Genomic DNA, 17,915 nt, shown 5'->3' with positions numbered 1-17,915 from the left:
GGCGCCTGCGCGCTTATTCCACCGTCACGGATTTGGCCAGGTTGCGCGGCTGGTCGACGTCGGTGCCCTTGAGCACGGCGACGTAGTAGGACAGCAACTGTAGCGGCACTGTGTAGAGGATCGGTGCCAGGCAGTCGTGGATCGCCGGCATGCCCACCACGTGGGTACCCTCGCCGTCGCTGATGCCGCTGCCACCTTCGGCAAAGACCACCAGCTCACCGCCGCGGGCGCGCACTTCCTGCAGGTTGGATTTGAGCTTCTCCAGCAGCTCGTTGTTCGGCGCCACGGTCACCACCGGCATGTCGGCGTCCACCAGGGCCAGTGGGCCGTGCTTCAGCTCGCCGGCCGGGTAGGCCTCCGCGTGGATGTAGGAGATCTCCTTGAGCTTCAGCGCGCCTTCCATTGCCACCGGGTACTGGGCGCCGCGACCGAGGAACAGCGTGTGGTGCTTCTCGGCGAACAGCTCGCTGATCTTCTCCACCATCTTGTCCATGGACAGGGCTTCTTCCAGATGGGTCGGCAGGCGGCGCAGCTCGTTCACCAGCTCGGCCTCGACGCCGTCGTTCAGGCGCTTCTGCACCTGGCCGATGCCGAGGGTCAGCAGCAGCAGGGCGACCAGTTGGGTAGTGAAGGCCTTGGTGGAGGCGACGCCGATTTCCGGGCCAGCATTGGTCCGCAGGGTCATGTCCGACTCGCGCACCAGCGAGCTGGTGGCGACGTTGCAGATCGCCAGGCTTGCGAGGAAGCCCAGCTCCTTGGCGTAACGGAGCGCGGCCAGGGTATCGGCCGTTTCGCCGGACTGGGAGATGGTGACGAACAGGGAGTCCGGGTGCACCGCGACCTTGCGGTAGCGGAACTCGCTGGCCACTTCGACCTGGCAGGGAATGCCGGTCAGGCTTTCCAGCCAGTAACGGGCGACCATACCGGCGTGATAGCTGGTGCCGCAGGCGACGATCTGCACGGTGCGCACCTTGGCCAACAGCTCGCGGGCCTGCGGGCCGAAGTTGTCCACCAGCACCTGCCCACTGCCCAGGCGGCCTTCCAGGGTGCGCTGCACCACGGCCGGCTGCTCGTGGATTTCCTTGAGCATGAAGTGGCGGTAGCCGCCCTTGTCGGCCGCCTCGGCGCCCTCGTGGTAGCGCACTTCCTCGCGCTGCACCGGGTTGCCGTTCACATCCCACAGCTGCAGGCCGTCGCGACGAATCTCGGCGATATCGCCCTCTTCCAGGTAGATGAAGCGGTCGGTCACCTGACGCAGCGCCAGCTGGTCGGAGGCGAGGAAGTTCTCGCCGTGGCCCAGGCCCACCACCAGCGGGCTGCCGCTGCGGGCGGCCAGGATGCGGTCCGGCTGTTTGCTGCTGATCACCGCCAGGCCGTAGGCGCCGTGCAGTTCCTTGACGACGGCCTTGAGCGCGACGGTCAGGTCACCCAGCTCGCCCAGGCGCAGGTGCAACAGGTGGGCGATGACCTCGGTGTCGGTCTGCGAGGTGAACTCGTAGCCACGCGCCTTGAGCATTTCGCGCAGGGGCTCGAAGTTCTCGATGATGCCGTTGTGCACCACGGCCACTTCACCACGGGAGAAGTGCGGGTGGGCGTTGGCCTCGGTCGGCGCGCCGTGGGTGGCCCAGCGAACGTGGGCGATCCCCAAACGACCGAGCAGCGGCTGCTCTTCGAGGGCCTGCTCAAGGCTGGAAACCTTGCCTGCGCGACGGCGGCGGTCCAGCGCACCGTCAGCCTGGATCACCGCCACGCCGGCGCTGTCGTAGCCACGGTATTCCAGACGCTTGAGGCCTTCGACGAGGATCGGGGTGATATTGCGCTCGGCGATGGCGCCTACGATTCCACACATGGTTTGGTCTCCTTAGTCTTCGCAGCGCGCACGGATCACTTTCACCCCGCGCGCCTGGATCAGTTCGAACGCTTCATCGCTCAGGCGTTCGTCGGTAATCAGGGTCTGGACGCTGCTCCAGGGCAGCTCCAGGTTGGGAATACGCCGGCCCAGCTTGTCGGCCTCGGCCATGACGATCACCTCGCGGGCGACCTCGGCCATGACCCGGCTCAGGCCCAGCAGTTCGTTGAAGGTCGTGGTGCCGCGCTCGATGTCCAGCCCGGTAGCGCCGATGAACAGCTGATCGAAATCGTAGGAGCGCAGCACCTGTTCGGCCACCTGGCCCTGGAACGATTCGGAATGCGGGTCCCAGGTGCCGCCGGTCATCAGCAGCACCGGTTCGCGCTCCAGCTCGCGCAGGGCATTGGCCACGCTCAGGGAATTGGTCATCACCACCAGGCCGGGCTTGCGGCCCAGTTCCGGGATCAGCGCGGCCGTCGTGCTGCCACTGTCGATGATGATCCGCGCGTGCTCGCGGATGCAGGCGGCCGCCGCGCGGCCGATGGCCTGCTTGTAGCGCGACAGCGGCTGGCTCGGCTCGGCGATCAGCTCATGGGGCATCGGCACCGCGCCGCCATAGCGGCGCAGCAGCAGGCCGTTGCCTTCCAGGGCGGCCAGGTCCTTGCGGATGGTCACCTCGGAGGTGGCGAAGCGGCGCGCGAGATCGTCCACGCTGACTTCGCCCTGGTCGGCGAGCAGCGCCAGGATGTCGTGGCGGCGTTGGGGGGTATTGCGTTTCGACATGAACGATTAAGTTTCGATTCGAAAGATAAGTGTGCGAATCAAAACCTATGTTGTTTCGTTCGTCAAGAATTTCTGGCACGAACGGAAGCGATCTTCTGTAGGAGCGAGCCCCGTTCGCGATACTCACCGGCGGTGTCGGGGTTCGCGAGCAAGCTCGCTCCTGCAAAAAACGCAGTGTGCTCAGTCGACTTCGAGACGGTTACGCCCGCCGCGCTTGGCACGGTACAGCGCCTGGTCGGCTCGCTCGAATACCGTTTCGGCGCGCTCGCCTTCGCGGAAGGCCGTGAGGCCCGCCGAGCAGGTGATGCTCAACCGTTCCCCCTTGAAGTGGAACGGGCAGGCTTCGATGGCGCCGCGCAGCACGTCGAGCAGCTGCTGTCCGCCTTCCAGCGGCGTGGCGGGCAGCAGCACGACGAACTCCTCACCGCCGAAGCGGGCGATGAAGTCGGTCTTGCGCACGCGCTTGGCCAGTTCGTTGGCGATGATCTTCAGCACCTTGTCGCCGGCGAGGTGGCCGAAGTCGTCGTTGATCCGCTTGAAATGATCGACGTCCAGCACCGCCAGCAGCAGGTCGCCGCCGTAGCGCTGCCAGCGCGCCACTTCCAGGTCCAACCGCTCGGTGAGCGCGGCGCGGTTTGGCAGGCCGGTCAGGGCGTCGGTCATGGCCTTCTGGCGCTGGTCCTCGATGTTCGCCTGGAAGGTGCGGGCCTCCTCTTCCATGCTGGCGACACGGGTCACCAGTGACTGGATGCGCTCGCTTACTTCGCGCTCACGGACCTCGCGCTCCTCCCGGAAGCGGTCCATGGTGCCGACCAGGCCTTGCAGGCGTGACTCGACATGGCGCTTGAGACCCTCCAGGTCAGTGGCCTCCAGCACGCTTTCCTGCAGCCCGCTGACCTGCTCGCGCAGGCTATCGTCCAGATCGCGGGCGCTGGAGCTGGAGCCGCTGTGGTTCTCCTGGACGGCCTGCAGGCCGTCCAGGAAAGCCCCCAGGCGTTCGTTGAGCTGGTGCAGGTAGCCTTCGAACTCGTGCTGGCCGCTGTCGTTGAGCGAGAGTACGAGGACGCCCAGGTCATCCAGCACCGGCACCAGTTCGTACCAGTTGAGGCTGCCGTGGATCCGCGAACGCAGCGCCTCGGCCTGGACCTGCTGGGCGGCCGGCAGGTGCATCTCGTCCAGCAGGCGTAGCAGGCTCGCCTCGATATGCGGCGCCACCGCGCTGTAGCCGGGCTCCGGACGAGGCGGCAAGGCGTAGGGGTCATTGGCCTGGCGCGCGTCTTCGGGCGTGCCGAACAACCCCGGCGGTACCGGCAGGCTGTCGAGCAGGCTGGAATCATCGTGGCGGGCTGACTCTACTGCAGTCGGCCTGTCGATGACCTGCGCAGCGGCGGCAGGCTCCGATCGCACGACCGGCGAAGGCGCGGCGGCAGGCTCCGGCGCTACCGCCCGTGAGGCCACCTCGACTGGCGCCACGACGTGCTCGATCACCGTTGCAGCGCCGGCCGCCTCCGCAGGTGGAGGTGCAGGTGCAGGTGCAGGTGCAGGTGCAGGTGCAGGTGCAGGTGCAGGTGCAGCAGATGGAATTTCGCTGGCCGGTGGAAGATCCACCGCCGCTTCCGTCACCGGCGTTCTGTCTGCCGGGGCGGCTGGTGTGCTGGATGCCGAGTTCGGCTCATCCACCTCATCGCCGTCACGGCTGCCGAACAGCCGCTGCAGGAAACCGGGGCGCTGCTCCCCGCCACCGTTGCCGAAATGATCCAGCACCTGGCGCTGCAGACGACTCAGTTCGCCCAGCAGAGCGGGAAGCTCGCGGGAGGAACTGCCACGGCTGGGAATGTCCTTGGACAGGCGCTTGAGCGGCTTGCGCACGTCACCCGGCATGTCCAGGGACAGCAGTTGCTGCGACAGCTGGCTGAGCGCAGCGACGTTCTGCTCGATGCGCTGCTGGCGGCGCTGCTCGGAGTCGAGCACGGCCTTTTCCAGCTGCGGGATCAGGCGCGACAGGCCGGCGTCCATGTCGTCGCGACGCAGCACTTCGCGCAGCTCCTTCATGCAGGCGTCCACCGCCTTGTCGCTGCCTTCGGCCGCCAGGCTGCTGCGCACCAGGCCGCGACGCAGCAGGTCGAGGCGAGCATCCCAGCGGCGCTCGAGCTTCTCCTGCTGTTCGAGGTTATCCAGGTACTTCTGTTTCCAGCGCTGGTCGTCGTCGCGACTCATTCAGGGGCCTCGCCGCGCAAGGCGAGCGACGAGGACGAACGCAGGGCATCCGGCAGGCGGATTTCCACGGCCACGGGCAGGTGGTCGGAAATCGGGTGCGGGAGGACACTGACGCGTTCCAGCGCCAGCTCGGAACTGAGCAGGATGTGGTCCAGGCAGCGCTGCGGACGCCAGCTGGGGAAGGTGGCCTCGACCTGCGGGGCGATGAGCTGGAGGTCGCGCAATGGCGAGCTTTCCAGCAGGTCGGTGGCATGGGTGTTCATGTCGCCCATCAGCACGTGGTGGCGATAGTCCTGCAGCAACTCGCGGATATAGGCGAGCTGGCGGGTGCGGGTCCGCGCGCCGAGAGCCAGGTGCATCATCACCACGGCCAGCGCGTCCTTGCCTTCGCCGAAACGCATGAGTATCGCGCCGCGGCCGGGCGGGCCGGGCAGCGGGTGGTCTTCCAGCGCAGTGGGCTGCAGGCGGCTGAGCAGGCCGTTGCTGTGCTGGGCGATGCGCCCGAGATTGCGGTTGAGCTGCTGGTACCAGTAGGGGAAGGCACCGAGCTGTGCCAGGTGCTCGACCTGGTTGATGTTGCCGGAACGGATGCTGCCGCCGTCGGCTTCCTGCAGGGCGACCACGTCGTAGTCGGAGAGCAGTTCGCCGATGCGCTGCAGGTTGGTAGCGCGACCGGCGGCCGGCAGCAGGTGCTGCCAGCCGCGGGTCAGGTAGTGACGGTACCTTTCGGTACTGATGCCGACCTGGATGTTGAAGCTGAGCAGGCGCAGCCGGCCGTCGTCGGGCAGGCCGGCGGAAGTCCCCTGGGCCGTATTCACCCGAGGGACGCAGGCTCCCGCGACACGCTCACGAGTCCGCCGGCGCAGCATCGTCATCGGCCCTTACTGAGCGGCCTTGGCGCTGGCGCGTTCCTTGGCGATCAGCTGGTCAGCCAGCTGCAGCGCCTCGTCCGGGCCACCGGCCGAGCCGATGTCGAAGCGGTATTTGCCATTGACCACCAGGGTCGGCACGCCGCTGATCTGATAGGCCATCGCCAGTTTCTTGGCTTTCTCGATCTGGCCCTTGATGGCGAACGAGTTGTAGGTGCTGAGGAACTTGTCCTTGTCCACGCCCTGCTCGGCGACGAAGTCAGCCATTTCTTCCGGAGTGGTCAGGGCCTTGGGATTGTTGTGCAGCTTCTCGAAGATGGCGTGGTGCACCTTCTTCTCCACACCCATGGATTCCAGGGTCAGGAACAGTTGGCCGTGGATGTTCCACAGGCCGCCGAACATGGCCGGGATACGCACGAAGTGAACGTCGGCCGGCAGCTTCTCGACCCACGGGTTGATGGTCGGTTCGAACGCATAGCAGTGCGGGCAGCCGTACCAGAACAGCTCCACCACCTCGATCTTGCCGGGCTGGGAGACCGGGACGGCCTGGTTCAGCTCGGTGTAGTTCTTGCCCGCTTCGAAGTCGGCGGCGTTCGCGTTGACGGCGAACAGGCCGGCGAAGGCAAGAGCGGCGGTGAAAATCAGGTTACGCATGGTTCACTCCTTGGCTGAGCGGAACCGCCGCGCTGCCGCGCGGCGGGGTGAAGCGGTTTGACCGGAAGGGCCAGACACGGTTCCAGCATTGTAGTGGCGGAGGATGCAAAAAAGGGTGGCCGAGGCCACCCTTTTTTTCGAAGCAGTTTTTCGATCCGGCGTTGAAGCCGGACGGCTGCTTAGTGCAGACCTTCGATGTAGCTGGAGATCGCAGCGATGTCCTTGTTGGACAGTTTGGCGGCGATGCTGCGCATGATCATGGCGTCGCCGTCGTTGGTGCGCTCGCCTTCGCGGAAGGCGGTCAGCTGCTTGGCGGTGTAGGCCGCGTGCTGGCCACCCAGGTGCGGGAAGCCGGCTTCGGCGTTGCCCTGGCCAGCCGGGTTGTGGCAACCGGTGCAGGCCGGCATGCCTTCGGCGAGCTTGCCGCCGCGGAACAGGGCTTCACCCTGGGCGACCAGCTTGGGATCGGCGGCGCCGACGCTGCCGTTCTGGCTGGAGAAGTAGGCGGCGATGTCGGCCAGGTCCTGATCGCTCAGGTTGGTCAGCAGGCCGGTCATTTCCAGCACGGTGCGCTTGCCGTCCTTGATGTCGTGCATCTGCTTGAGCAGGTAACGCTCACCCTGCCCGGCCAGTTTCGGGAAGTTGGGCGCCATGCTGTTGCCATCGGCGCCGTGGCAGGCACCACAGACAGCAGCTTTCGCCTGACCGGCCTTGGCATCGCCAGCGGCGTGCGCCACACCGACAAGACCCAGGGTCAACAGCAGACTCACGATCAATTTGTTCATCAGCTAATCCAATAACGGCTAAGGGTGAAAGAGTAAGGCCTGAGAAGTTACTTCGACATCCACTGGATAATTGTCTGGTAATCCTCGGCGCTGCAGTCGGTGCACAGGCCGCGAGGCGGCATCGCGTTGAAACCGTTGGTCACATGTTGCACCAGCGTGTCCATGCCTTTGTCCAGGCGCGGCTTCCAAGCGGTGGCGTCGCCCTTCTTCGGCGCCATTGGCAACTGACCATTGTGGCAGGCGCCACAGGCTCTGTTGAAAACGGCTTCCGGATCCTGGGCCGCCAGGGCGCTGGACGCCAGCGCTGCAACGATGGCTGCGAACAGCAGTTTCTTCATGATTATCCTCATCGCAGGGAACATCCGCGTTCTTGATTGCGCGGACTCCAACGTTCCCGTGTGGCTCGACCCTGGGGGATAAAGCGCACACAAAATCCGCGGCATTATATACTTCAGATGCCCAAACGGAAACGAAACCGCCCCCCGCGACACCGCGTCGCACCCGCCGCGAAGTTACCCATGTCCTCGAATAACGCTACGAAAAACCCGATTCTCGGCCTCTGCCAACAGGCCACTTTCCTCATTTCCGCCGCCAAGGTGAACCAGTGCCCGGAAGACTCCGGCCTGGAAGTCGCCTTCGCCGGCCGCTCCAACGCGGGCAAGTCCAGCGCGTTGAATGCGCTGACCCACGCGAACCTGGCGCGCACCTCCAAGACCCCCGGCCGCACCCAGTTGCTGAACTTCTTCCGCCTGGATGACCAGCGCCGCCTGGTCGACCTGCCCGGCTACGGCTACGCCAAGGTGCCGATTCCGCTGAAGCTGCACTGGCAGCAGCACCTGGAAGCTTATCTCTCCAGCCGCAATGCGCTAGCCGGCGTGGTGCTGATGATGGATATCCGTCATCCGCTGACCGATTTCGACCGCCTGATGCTCGACTGGGCCCAGGCCAGCCAGTTGCCGATCCACGTGTTGCTGACCAAGGCCGACAAGCTGGCCTACGGCGCGGCGAAGAACGCACTGCTCAAGACCCGCAAGGAAATCCTCGACGGCTGGGGCGATGTCGCCACCCTGCAACTGTTCTCGGCGCCCAAGCGCCAGGGTGTGGAAGAGGCGCAACTGGTCCTGGCCGGCTGGCTGGGGCTGCTGGATGAGGAAGAAGAGGAGGCCGGCGAGCAGGCCTGAGGCCGAATCGCAGGCAAAAAAAACCCCGAGCTTCGTATGGGGAGGGGGAAGTTCGGGGTTTAAGTCCGGACCGCTAGGGCGGGGTCCAGTAATCTGCCAACACTAAACACTGCAAAGGAGCATCGAAGGGCTTCACCAGCCATTCACGAGTTCTGACTCAGCTCTTTGTGGGAAAGTTCAGCAGGTCACAAAAGATTTTTTCCGGCAGGCCCGAAAGCGCTCGGCAAATCGAGCCGGAAAGCCCGGCTGGCGTGCTTTCCGACCGCTCGTCCAGCCGATCAGTGGGCCTCGTCCCAGTTCGCTCCCACACCTGCTTCGACGACCAGCGGTACGTCCAGTTCCGCCGCACCGCTCATAAGTGGCCGAATGCCATCGCGAGCCTGGTCGACCAGGTCCTCGCGCACTTCCAGCACCAGTTCGTCGTGAACCTGAAGGATGACGCGGGCATCGATGGCGCTTTCCTGCAGCCAGTTATCCACAGCCACCATGGCGCGTTTCATGATGTCCGCCGCCGTGCCCTGCATCGGCGCGTTGATCGCGGTGCGCTCGGCGGCCTTGCGCATGGCGCCGTTCTTCGAGGCGATTTCCGGCAGGTACAGGCGACGGCCGAACAGGGTCTCGACGAAGCCCTGCTCGGCGGCCTGGGCGCGGGTACGCTCCATATAGGCCAGCACGCCCGGATAGCGAGCGAAGTAGCGGTCGATGTAGGCCTGGGCTTCCTTGCGTTCGACGCCGATCTGCTTGGCCAGGCCGAAGGCGCTCATGCCGTAGATCAGGCCGAAGTTGATCGCCTTGGCGCTGCGGCGCTGGTCGGAGGTCACGTCATCCAGCGGCACGCCGAAGACTTCGGCGGCGGTGGCGCGGTGCACGTCGCGATCATGGCGGAAGGCGTCCAGCAGGCCTTCGTCCTTGGCCAGGTGAGCCATGATGCGCAGCTCGATCTGCGAGTAGTCCGCCGCCAGCAGCTTGTAGCCCTGGGGCGCGACGAAGGCCTGGCGGATGCGCCGGCCCTCGGCGGTTCGAATCGGGATGTTCTGCAGGTTCGGGTCGCTGGAGGACAGCCGGCCGGTGGCCGCCACCGCCTGGTGGTAACTGGTGTGGATGCGCCCGGTGCGCGGGTTGATCTGGTCTGGCAGCTTGTCGGTATAGGTGCTCTTGAGCTTGCTCAGGGAGCGGTACTGCATGATCACCTTGGGCAGTTCGTAATCCTGCTCGGCCAGTTCCGCGAGGACGTTCTCGGCGGTGGACGGCTGGCCGGTGGCGGTCTTCGACAGAACCGGCAGGCCGAGCTTTTCATAAAGGATGGCGCCCAGCTGCTTGGGCGAGCCGAGGTTGAACTCTTCGCCTGCCAGGTCGAAGGACTGGCGCTGCAGCTCGACCATCTTCTCGCCCAGCTCGACGCTCTGCTTGCCCAGCAGGTTGGCATCGACCAGCGCTCCGTTGCGCTCGATACGCGCCAGCACCGGCACCAGCGGCATCTCGATCTCGGTCAGGACCTTGGCCAGCGAGGGGATGGCCTCCAGCTTCTGCCACAGGGTCTGGTGCAGGCGCAGGGTGACGTCGGCGTCTTCCGCGGCGTAGGGGCCGGCCTGTTCCAGGGCGATCTGGTCGAAGGTCAGCTGCTTGGCGCCCTTGCCGGCGATGTCCTCGAAGCGGATGGTGCTGTGGCCGAGGTACTTCAGCGCCAGGCTGTCCATATCGTGACGGGTCGCGGTGGAGTCCAGCACGTAGGATTCGAGCATGGTGTCGAAGGCGATGCCCTGCACGGCGATGGGCGTCGAGGCGTTGGCCAGGACGTTCATGTCGTACTTGGCGTGCTGGCCGACCTTGCGCTTCTTCGGATCCTCCAGCAGCGGCTTGAGCGCCTTGAGCACGTCATCGCGGTCCAGCTGGGCCGGCACCCCCATGTAGCTGTGCGCCAGCGGTACGTAGGCGGCTTCACCCTCCGTGACCGCGAAGGACACGCCCACCACCTGCGCCTGCTGCGGGTCGAGGCTGGTGGTCTCGGTGTCGAAGGCGATCAGGTCGGCAGCTTCCAGCTTCTTCAGCCAGGCATCGAACTGGCTCTGCTCCAGGACAGTCTCGTAACGCTTCTCCGCCGTCGCAGCCGGGGCCTCTTCCAGCGCCAGTTGCGGACTTCCGGCCTTGGCCGCCTGGCGCTGCAGGTCATCCAGCCCGGTCTTGAACTCCAGGGTACGGTACAGCTCGGTCAGCGCCTCACGGTCTGGCTCGCCGGGGTGAAGGGCATCGATCTCGATGTTCAGTTCGACATCGCACTTGATGGTCGCGAGCTTGTAGGACAGATAGGCCATGTCCTTGTGCTCTTCGAGCTTGGCCGGCAGGCCCTTGGCGCCGCGGATCGGCAGCTCGGGCACCTTGTTCAGGCTGGCGTAGAGCACATCCAGGCCGCCACCCACGCCGGTGAGCAGGCCGAGGGCGGTCTTTTCGCCGACGCCGGGCACGCCGGGAATGTTGTCGACCTTGTCGCCCATCAGCGCGAGGTAATCGATGATCAGCTCAGGACCGACACCGAATTTCTCCTTCACGCCATCCACGTCGAGCACGCTACCGGTCATGGTGTTGACCAGCGTAATGTGCCCGTCGACCAGCTGCGCCATGTCCTTGTCGCCGGTGGAGATCACCACCGCCCGACCGCCAGCCGCGCTCTGCCGGGCGAGGGTGCCGATCACGTCATCCGCTTCCACTCCTTCCACGCAGAGCAGGGGCAGGCCGAGGGCGCGTACCGTGGCGTGCAACGGCTCCACCTGCACTCGCAGGTCGTCCGGCATCGACGGGCGGTTGGCCTTGTATTCGGCGAACATCTCGTCGCGGAAGGTTCCGCCCTTGGCATCGAAGACCACCGCGAAAGGGCTGTCCGGGTACTGCTTGCGCAGGCTCTTGAGCATGTTCAGCACGCCCTTCACCGCACCCGTGGGCATGCCGGTGGAGGTCATCAGCGGCGGCAGGGCATGGAAGGCGCGATACAGGTAGGACGAGCCGTCCACGAGGACGAGGGGTGCTTGGCTCATGAGGGGAATCAACCTTTTCAGAAGGGCTCGGGCTAAAATGTCCGTAGCCAATTCGACAAAGGGACAAGGTTATCATGCGTACGTTGAACCGCCTGTTGCTCGCCGCTCTACTGGGTCTTGGCGCGACTTCCGTCATGGCGGCGGACGATGCCCCGACGCCGGAACCGGATGTGACCATCCGCCAGGAGGGCGACAAGACCATCCAGGAATACCGCGTGAACGGCTTCCTCTACGCCATCAAGGTCGTGCCCAAGCACGGCAAGCCGTACTTCCTGGTGCGCCAGGACGGCAGCGACGGCAACTTCATCCGCTCGGACCAGCCCGACAAGCTGATTCCGCAGTGGCAGATCTTCAGCTGGTAAACCCTTCCCACCACGACGCTCCAGAGGATTGAGCATGTCGGTATTCACGCCTCTGGAACGTCCGGTTCTCGAAGACTTCCTCGCTCCTTACGGCCTCGGCCGCCTGCGCGACTTTCGTGGAATCGCGGAAGGATCGGAGAACAGCAACTTCTTCGTCAGCCTGGAACAGGGCGAATTCGTCTTGACCCTGGTGGAGCGCGGCCCGGTGCAGGAGATGCCGTTCTTCATCGAACTGCTCGACGTGCTGCACGAAGCCGACCTGCCGGTGCCCTATGCACTGCGCACGAAGGACGGCGAAGCCCTGCGCCAGCTCGAAGGCAAACCGGCGCTGCTGCAACCGCGCCTGGCCGGCCGCCACGAGCGCTCGCCGAACAACCATCACTGCCAGGAAGTCGGCGACCTGCTGGCGCGCCTGCATCTGGCGACCCGCGAGCGGATCATCGAGCGCCCCAGCGACCGTGGCCTGAGCTGGATGCTGCACGAGGGCGAGGCGATGCAGTCGCACCTCTCCGGTGCTGCGGCCACGCTGTTGGGCGATGCACTCGAAGAGATTGCCCGCCTGCTTGCCGAACAACCGGCACTGCCGCGCGCCAACCTGCACGCCGACCTGTTCCGCGACAACGTGCTGTTCGATGGCCCGCACCTGGCGGGGGTGATTGACTTCTACAACGCCAGCTCCGGCTGGATGCTTTACGATCTGGCGATCACCGTGAACGACTGGTGTTCCAACGACGACGGCGCCCTTGACGGTCCGCGCGCTCGCGCGCTGCTGGCAGCCTACGCGGCGAAGCGGCCGTTCACTGCGCTGGAAGCCGAGTTGTGGCCGGAGATGCTGCGCGTGGCGTGTGTGCGCTTCTGGCTGTCGCGGCTGATTGCCGCCGAGGCATTCGCCGGGCAGGACGTGCTGATTCACGACCCGAGCGAGTTCGAGCGACGCCTGGTGCAACGGCAGAAGGTGGCTATTCATTTGCCATTTGCGCTGTAAACGCTCCGACGGCTCGCTCCTACAAAAGAACAACCCGGCGTGAATCGGGTGGCGTAAAGATCTAACTCGTAGCTGGCATCCCTGCCGATGTTCCTCTGCTCAAGGTCAGCCTCGGCCCGGCCATCCATGGTCGGTCGTTCGCCGGGCGACGAGTGCGGGCGTCGTAAAGATCTAATTCGGAGCTGGCATCCTTGCCGTTGCTCCTCTGCTCAAGTTCAACCCCAGCCTGGCCATCCATGGCCAGGCGTTCGCCGGCGCGACGTATACGTCGCGTCGCTCCGTCTCACCCACACTTCGAATGCCCGCAGTTCAGGCAGGTGGCGCAGCCGTCCATCTGCACCACCGCCATGGTGTTGCACTTGCCGCAAAGCTGAGCGCCGGCGGGGAAGCCTTCGCCGGGTTCGGCCTTGTTAGTGCCTTGGGCGGCTTCGTAGGCGGCGCGCTTTTCAGCGAGGTACAGGCGCTGTTCCTCGTCCAGCTGCGGGCCTTCCATCAGGCCTATGGCAACCATGTGGCGCTCGATGACCGCGCCGATTTCGGCGACGATCGACGGCATATAGATGCCGCCGCGCTTCAGGTAGCCGCCGCGTGGGTCGAACACTGCCTTCATTTCTTCTACCAGGAAGGTGCAGTCGCCGCCCTTGCGGAACACCGCGGACATGATCCGGGTGAGCGCGACGATCCACTGGAAATGGTCCATGTTCTTCGAGTTGATGAAGATCTCGAAGGGCCGGCGCTGCTCATACGGCGTATCCGGGTTGAGCACCACGTCGTTGATGGTCACGTACAGCGCGTGCTCGAACAGCGGTGACTTGATCTTGTAAGTGGCGCCCACCAGCAGCTCGGGGCGCTGCAGGGTTTCGTCCATCTTCACCACGGCGGCGGCCGCGGCGGCTTCCACACGGGCCTTTTCCTCGGCCACGTCCACCACCTGGAAGCCTTTGATCTTCTGGTTGATCTTGACGCTCATAGCATTCTCCAGGGGTATCAGTACTTGCCGTAATAGCCTTCTTTCAGGGCGTCGAAGAGGTTGGCGGCGGTATGGATCTCACCGTCGTACTCCACTTCCTCGTTGCCCTTGAGCTCCACCACGCTGCCATCTTCCAGCTCGAAGCGGTACACCGTCTTCTCCAGGTCCGACTCCTTGACCAGCACGCCCTGGAAGGCCGCCGGGTTGAAGCGGAAGGTGGTGCAGCCCTTCAGGCCCTGGCGCCAGGCATAGAGGTAGATGTCCTTGAAGTCTTCGAACGGATAGTCGGTGGGGACGTTGGCGGTCTTGGAGATCGACGAATCGATCCACTTCTGCGCGGCGGCCTGGATGTCCACGTGCTGCTGCGGGGTGATGTCGTCGGCGGTGATGAAGTAGTCCGGCAGGCGGTGCTTCTCCTCCTCCGCGCCCGGCACGGCGTGGTGGTCGATCTGGTCGCGGTAGGCCAGCAGCTCGTAGCTGAAGACCGAGATCTTCTCCTTGGTCTTGCGGCCCGGGCGGATCACATTGCGCGAGTAATGGTGCGCAAAGCTCGGCTCGATACCGTTGGAGGCATTGTTGGCGAGGCTCAGGCTGATGGTGCCGGTGGGCGCGATGGAGCTGTGGTGGGTGAAGCGCGCACCGTGCTGGGCCAGTTCCTCGATCAGCTGCGGCGCATGCTCGGCGACACGCTGCATGTAGCGCGAATACTTGGCGTGGAGCACGCGTCCTGCGACCTTGTCGCCGACCTTGAAGCCATCGGCCTTCATTTCCGGCCGCTTGCGCAGCATCTCGGCGGTGACTTCGTATTCCTTGACCAGCGCCGGCGCCGGGCCTTTCTCGCGGGACAACTCCAGCGCCACTTCCCAGCCGACCAGGGCCATCTCGCGCGCCACTTCCTCGGTGAACACGCAGGCTTCCGGGCTGCCGTAGCGCAGCTTGAGCAGGGTCAGCGCCGAGCCCAGGCCGAGGAAGCCCATGCCGTGGCGACGCTTGCCGAGGATTTCCGCACGTTGCTGTTCCAACGGCAGGCCGTTGATCTCCACCACGTTGTCGAGCATGCGGGTGAAGACGCGGACCACTTCGCGGTAGCGCTCCCAGTCAAAGCGTGCGTTGCCGCCGAAGGCATCCACCACGAAGGTGGTCAGGTTCACCGAGCCCAGCAGGCAGGAGCCGTAGGGCGGCAGCGGCTGCTCGCCGCACGGATTGGTGGCGCGGATCGCCTCGCACCACCAATTGTTGTTCATCTCGTTGACCCGGTCGATGAGGATGAAGCCGGGCTCGGCGTAGTCGTAGGTGGACACCATGATCATGTCCCACAGGTGCCGCGCCTTGACCCGGCCGTAGACCTTGCACGCCACGCGGCCGTCGTCGCCGACCAGGTAGTTGTCGTGCACCGGCCAGTCGCGCCAGACGACTTCGTCCGGGGCCTTGAGGTCGACCTCGTCGCGCTCCTTCTCATGGATCGGGAAGATCAGCGGCCAGTCCTCGTCGTTCTCCACCGCCGCCATGAAGCCGTCGGTGATCAGCAGGCTGAGGTTGAACTGGCGCAGGCGGCCGTCTTCACGCTTGGCGCGGATGAACTCGCGTACATCCGGATGGCTGACGTCGAAGGTGCCCATCTGCGCGCCGCGGCGGCCGCCGGCGGAGCTGACGGTGAAGCACATCTTGTCGTAGATATCCATGAACGACAGCGGCCCGCTGGTGTGCGCGCCGGCGCCGGAAACGTAGGCGCCACGCGGGCGCAGGGTGCTGAACTCGTAGCCGATGCCGCAGCCGGCCTTGAGGGTCAGGCCGGCCTCGTGGACCTTCTCCAGGATGTCGTCCATGGAGTCGCGGATGATTCCGGACACGGTGCAGTTGATGGTCGAGGTGGCCGGCTTGTGTCCCTGGGCGCCGGCGTTGGAGATGATCCGCCCGGCAGGGATCGCGCCATTGCGCAATGCCCAGAGGAAGCGCTCGTACCAGTGCTCGCGCAGGGCCTTGTTCGCCTCGACGTCGGCCAGGGCACGGGCGACCCGCTGCCAGGTCTCGTCGACGCTGCCGTCGATGGGTTTCCCGCTCTTGTGCTTGAGGCGGTACTTGCTGTCCCAGATGTCCTGCGAGGCAGGTTGTAGGGCGAGAACTCCTTGGTCGGCGCCACGGGGGCGCGCATCGGTCTTGGCCATCCGAGAAATAACCTCCTGTCGGTTGGGTGGCAGGCGCAAAGGAGCGCGAGTAGACCCAATATGTAGACACAGAAGACTGACCGGTATCAATATCTTGTGCCTGGCTCGCACCATTACACACGATAGACGGTTGATCGGAAGACGCTGAAAAAGATGCACGAAAGCGACGATTGGCGGGGCGTCGGCCGCAAATCACGTGGGGAAATTTCAGGCAGGAATGGTGCGACGATCAGGCGCGGCGAAGACGCAGCACAGCATCATCGGTTCCGAGCTGGCCGGTGGAACAGCCCGGACGGAGTCCGCTCCTGCAAAAGTGTTTTACCTCGCCCATAAAAAAACGGACCGGCCATCGCGGGGATGGAGGGTCCGTTGCGCAAACGCAGGGGAGCGTCACCCGGGAAAGGTGGCGCTCCAGACGCAGCCCCTCAGGCGTATGGCCCGAATTGCGTCAACGTTGCGATCAAGCCGGTTCGGTCAGCGCGCCCGCAGCGCGCACGGATGGTTGGCGGCGGGAAATCCGGTGGGCGTCGCCCGCTGGCGCAGTGCCCTTGTCGTAGGGCTTGGCCAGCAGCATGTAGAGCAGGCCGGCGCCGAGCACGATCACCGTGGTGAGGATCATCGAGTAGTTCATGTACCAGGGCGCGTCCGGGGTGCGCGGCCAGACCATGTTGGTGATCGCCGCCACGCCATAGATCAGTGCCGCGACGTTCACCGGCACGCCCCATTTGCCCAGGGTGAACTGGCCACCCGGTGCCCAGCCCTTGGCGCGGGCGATCAGCGCGGCGACGACGATCAACTGGAACGCGATGTAGATGCCGATCGCGGCGAAGCCGACGATGGTGGCCACTGCATCGGCCATGAACAGGCCCAGGCAGACGATGGCTGCCGGCATCACGCCCGCCACCATCAGCGCGACCGCCGGTACGTGGTTGCTGTTGAGCTTCGACAGGGCCTTGCTGCCGACGATCATCTCGTCGCGGGCATAGGCGAACAGCAGGCGGCTGGCGGCGGCCTGCAGGCTCAGCACGCAGGAGACGAACGACACCATCACCACCGCCATCACCAGCTTCGAACCCACCGGGCCGAAGGCGTTGGCGAGGATGGTGGTCACCGGATCGGTGTCTTCGCCGTTGATCACGCGCTGGATATCCGGCACCGAGAGGATCAGCGCCAGGCAGGCGAACATCGCCGCCGCACCACCGATATAGATGGTCATGCGCATGGTCTTGGGAATCATCCTGCCGGGGTTCGGGGTCTCCTCGGCGACGTCACCGCAGGCTTCGAAGCCGTAGTACTGGAACAGGCCCGCCAGCGATGCGGCGAGGAAGGCCGGCCAGTAGCTGCCGTCGACCTTGATGTCGAAGGTGTTGAACAGCACGCTGAAGTCGTTGTGGCGTTCGAAGATCAGCAGGTAGCCGCCCACCAGCAGCGCACCGCCCAGCTCGCAGATGAAGCCGAACATGGCGACGCGGGCGAGCAGCTTGGTGCCGGACAGGTTGAGCACGGTGGACAGGGCGATCAGGCCGAGGGCGATGCCGATGGCGGCGTTGCCGTGCATGTCGAAACCGAGCATGGCGGCCATGTACGGGCTGGCACCCACGGCGATGCCGGCAATGGAGGTACACAACGCCCAGGCATACACCCAGCCGACCATCCACGCCCAGCGCTTGCCCACCAGGCGACGGGCCCAGGGGTAGACGCCCCCGGAGATGGGGAATTGCGAGACCACTTCGCAGAACACCAGGCACACCAGCAACTGGCCCAGGCCGATCAGCAGGTAGGTCCAGAACATCGGCGGACCACCGGCGGCCAGGCACAGGCCGAACAGGGTGTAGACGCCCACCACGGGCGACAGATAGGTGAAGCCCAGGGAGAAGTTCTCCCACAGGCCCATGCTGCGTTCGAAGTTGGAGCTGTAGCAGAGGGCAGCGAGCTGCTCGGCGTCTTGATCGGTAACGCCAGCGGCACGCTTGGCAGGGGACCCACTCATCGTTGTTTCCTCTCAGGGGTTGATGGGCAGAAGGCATTCGTCCGGCGGGCCTCACGACGCCCGCCGGTTCCCTTTT

At 65.0% G+C, this 17,915-nt stretch carries 14 protein-coding genes; 3 read left to right on the top strand and 11 right to left on the bottom strand.

Translation table 11 applies throughout. The features are described 5' to 3' along the window. Positions 1–13 precede the first annotated feature (13 nt). The 7 genes from glmS to A9513_RS27240 all read right to left on the bottom strand — a co-directional run bounded on the left by glmS (position 14) and on the right by A9513_RS27240 (position 7,495). Complete coding sequence (gene glmS / locus A9513_RS27270) at positions 14–1,849, bottom strand: glutamine--fructose-6-phosphate transaminase (isomerizing) (RefSeq protein WP_065086115.1); 1,836 nt, start codon at positions 1,847–1,849, stop codon at positions 14–16. A gap of 12 nt (positions 1,850–1,861) precedes the next feature. Then, entirely contained in the window at positions 1,862–2,632 is a 771-nt protein-coding gene (locus tag A9513_RS27265) for a DeoR/GlpR family DNA-binding transcription regulator (RefSeq protein WP_024766810.1), read from the bottom strand. 180 nt (positions 2,633–2,812) lie between these two features. Continuing rightward, positions 2,813–4,849: a GGDEF domain-containing protein gene (locus tag A9513_RS27260; RefSeq protein ID WP_065086114.1), complete on the bottom strand. Its 2,037-nt coding sequence runs from the start codon at positions 4,847–4,849 to the stop codon at positions 2,813–2,815. Next, positions 4,846–5,718, bottom strand: coding sequence for an endonuclease/exonuclease/phosphatase family protein (locus A9513_RS27255; protein WP_038803481.1), 873 nt, complete (start codon positions 5,716–5,718; stop codon positions 4,846–4,848). Before A9513_RS27255 ends, A9513_RS27260 begins: the two co-directional genes overlap by 4 nt. Positions 5,719–5,730: 12 nt before the next feature. Next, positions 5,731–6,372 (bottom strand): thiol:disulfide interchange protein DsbA/DsbL, encoded by a 642-nt coding sequence (locus tag A9513_RS27250; protein ID WP_024766808.1) that lies wholly within the window; start codon positions 6,370–6,372, stop codon positions 5,731–5,733. A gap of 179 nt (positions 6,373–6,551) precedes the next feature. Continuing rightward, the gene (locus A9513_RS27245; RefSeq protein ID WP_017521245.1) at positions 6,552–7,157 is read right to left on the bottom strand and encodes a cytochrome c; all 606 of its coding nucleotides are present in this window, start codon (positions 7,155–7,157) and stop codon (positions 6,552–6,554) included. Positions 7,158–7,204: 47 nt separating this feature from the next. Next, complete coding sequence (locus A9513_RS27240; RefSeq protein ID WP_024766806.1) at positions 7,205–7,495, bottom strand: cytochrome c5 family protein; 291 nt, start codon at positions 7,493–7,495, stop codon at positions 7,205–7,207. Positions 7,496–7,675: 180 nt separating this feature from the next. Here A9513_RS27240 and yihA point away from each other — a divergent pair, with 180 nt between their 5' ends. Beyond that, positions 7,676–8,338, top strand: coding sequence for a ribosome biogenesis GTP-binding protein YihA/YsxC (gene yihA, locus A9513_RS27235; protein ID WP_065086113.1), 663 nt, complete (start codon positions 7,676–7,678; stop codon positions 8,336–8,338). 278 nt (positions 8,339–8,616) lie between these two features. On the opposite strand, the gene polA is transcribed toward yihA, so the two are convergent. Further along, a complete protein-coding gene (gene polA / locus A9513_RS27230) occupies positions 8,617–11,367 on the bottom strand; it encodes a DNA polymerase I (protein WP_065086112.1) in 2,751 nt (916 codons plus the stop codon). Between the two features lie 74 nt (positions 11,368–11,441). Between polA and A9513_RS27225 the strand changes: the two genes are divergently transcribed. Both A9513_RS27225 and A9513_RS27220 read left to right on the top strand, forming a co-directional pair. Then, positions 11,442–11,729 carry a DUF2782 domain-containing protein gene (locus A9513_RS27225; protein WP_024766803.1) on the top strand — a complete coding sequence of 96 codons (288 nt, stop codon included), beginning with the start codon at positions 11,442–11,444 and terminating at the stop codon, positions 11,727–11,729. 34 nt (positions 11,730–11,763) lie between these two features. Continuing rightward, positions 11,764–12,714, top strand: coding sequence for a homoserine kinase (locus A9513_RS27220; protein ID WP_065086111.1), 951 nt, complete (start codon positions 11,764–11,766; stop codon positions 12,712–12,714). A gap of 283 nt (positions 12,715–12,997) precedes the next feature. Here A9513_RS27220 and A9513_RS27215 read toward each other — a convergent pair whose 3' ends face one another. The 3 genes from A9513_RS27215 to A9513_RS27205 all read right to left on the bottom strand — a co-directional run bounded on the left by A9513_RS27215 (position 12,998) and on the right by A9513_RS27205 (position 17,839). Then, positions 12,998–13,684: an NrdJb gene (locus A9513_RS27215; RefSeq protein ID WP_038803760.1), complete on the bottom strand. Its 687-nt coding sequence runs from the start codon at positions 13,682–13,684 to the stop codon at positions 12,998–13,000. A gap of 17 nt (positions 13,685–13,701) precedes the next feature. Further along, on the bottom strand, positions 13,702–15,849 hold the full coding sequence (locus A9513_RS27210; RefSeq protein WP_065086110.1) for an adenosylcobalamin-dependent ribonucleoside-diphosphate reductase: 2,148 nt from the start codon (positions 15,847–15,849) through the stop codon (positions 13,702–13,704). A gap of 460 nt (positions 15,850–16,309) precedes the next feature. Continuing rightward, positions 16,310–17,839: an APC family permease gene (locus tag A9513_RS27205; RefSeq protein WP_065086109.1), complete on the bottom strand. Its 1,530-nt coding sequence runs from the start codon at positions 17,837–17,839 to the stop codon at positions 16,310–16,312. Positions 17,840–17,915 lie beyond the last annotated feature (76 nt).

The sequence above is a fragment of the Pseudomonas sp. AU12215 genome (assembly GCF_001675465.2).
Taxonomy (GTDB): Bacteria; Pseudomonadota; Gammaproteobacteria; order Pseudomonadales; family Pseudomonadaceae; genus Pseudomonas; species Pseudomonas nitroreducens.
This window is presented reverse-complemented; position numbering and strand designations above follow the sequence as displayed.

Coding starts and splice junctions, on each gene's coding strand:
- glmS (WP_065086115.1), bottom strand. CDS start 1,849: ATGTGTGGAATCGTAGGCGCCATCGCCGAGCGCAATATCACCCCGATC.
- A9513_RS27265 (WP_024766810.1), bottom strand. CDS start 2,632: ATGTCGAAACGCAATACCCCCCAACGCCGCCACGACATCCTGGCGCTG.
- A9513_RS27260 (WP_065086114.1), bottom strand. CDS start 4,849: ATGAGTCGCGACGACGACCAGCGCTGGAAACAGAAGTACCTGGATAAC.
- A9513_RS27255 (WP_038803481.1), bottom strand. CDS start 5,718: ATGCTGCGCCGGCGGACTCGTGAGCGTGTCGCGGGAGCCTGCGTCCCT.
- A9513_RS27250 (WP_024766808.1), bottom strand. CDS start 6,372: ATGCGTAACCTGATTTTCACCGCCGCTCTTGCCTTCGCCGGCCTGTTC.
- A9513_RS27245 (WP_017521245.1), bottom strand. CDS start 7,157: ATGAACAAATTGATCGTGAGTCTGCTGTTGACCCTGGGTCTTGTCGGT.
- A9513_RS27240 (WP_024766806.1), bottom strand. CDS start 7,495: ATGAAGAAACTGCTGTTCGCAGCCATCGTTGCAGCGCTGGCGTCCAGC.
- yihA (WP_065086113.1), top strand. CDS start 7,676: ATGTCCTCGAATAACGCTACGAAAAACCCGATTCTCGGCCTCTGCCAA.
- polA (WP_065086112.1), bottom strand. CDS start 11,367: ATGAGCCAAGCACCCCTCGTCCTCGTGGACGGCTCGTCCTACCTGTAT.
- A9513_RS27225 (WP_024766803.1), top strand. CDS start 11,442: ATGCGTACGTTGAACCGCCTGTTGCTCGCCGCTCTACTGGGTCTTGGC.
- A9513_RS27220 (WP_065086111.1), top strand. CDS start 11,764: ATGTCGGTATTCACGCCTCTGGAACGTCCGGTTCTCGAAGACTTCCTC.
- A9513_RS27215 (WP_038803760.1), bottom strand. CDS start 13,684: ATGAGCGTCAAGATCAACCAGAAGATCAAAGGCTTCCAGGTGGTGGAC.
- A9513_RS27210 (WP_065086110.1), bottom strand. CDS start 15,849: ATGGCCAAGACCGATGCGCGCCCCCGTGGCGCCGACCAAGGAGTTCTC.
- A9513_RS27205 (WP_065086109.1), bottom strand. CDS start 17,839: ATGAGTGGGTCCCCTGCCAAGCGTGCCGCTGGCGTTACCGATCAAGAC.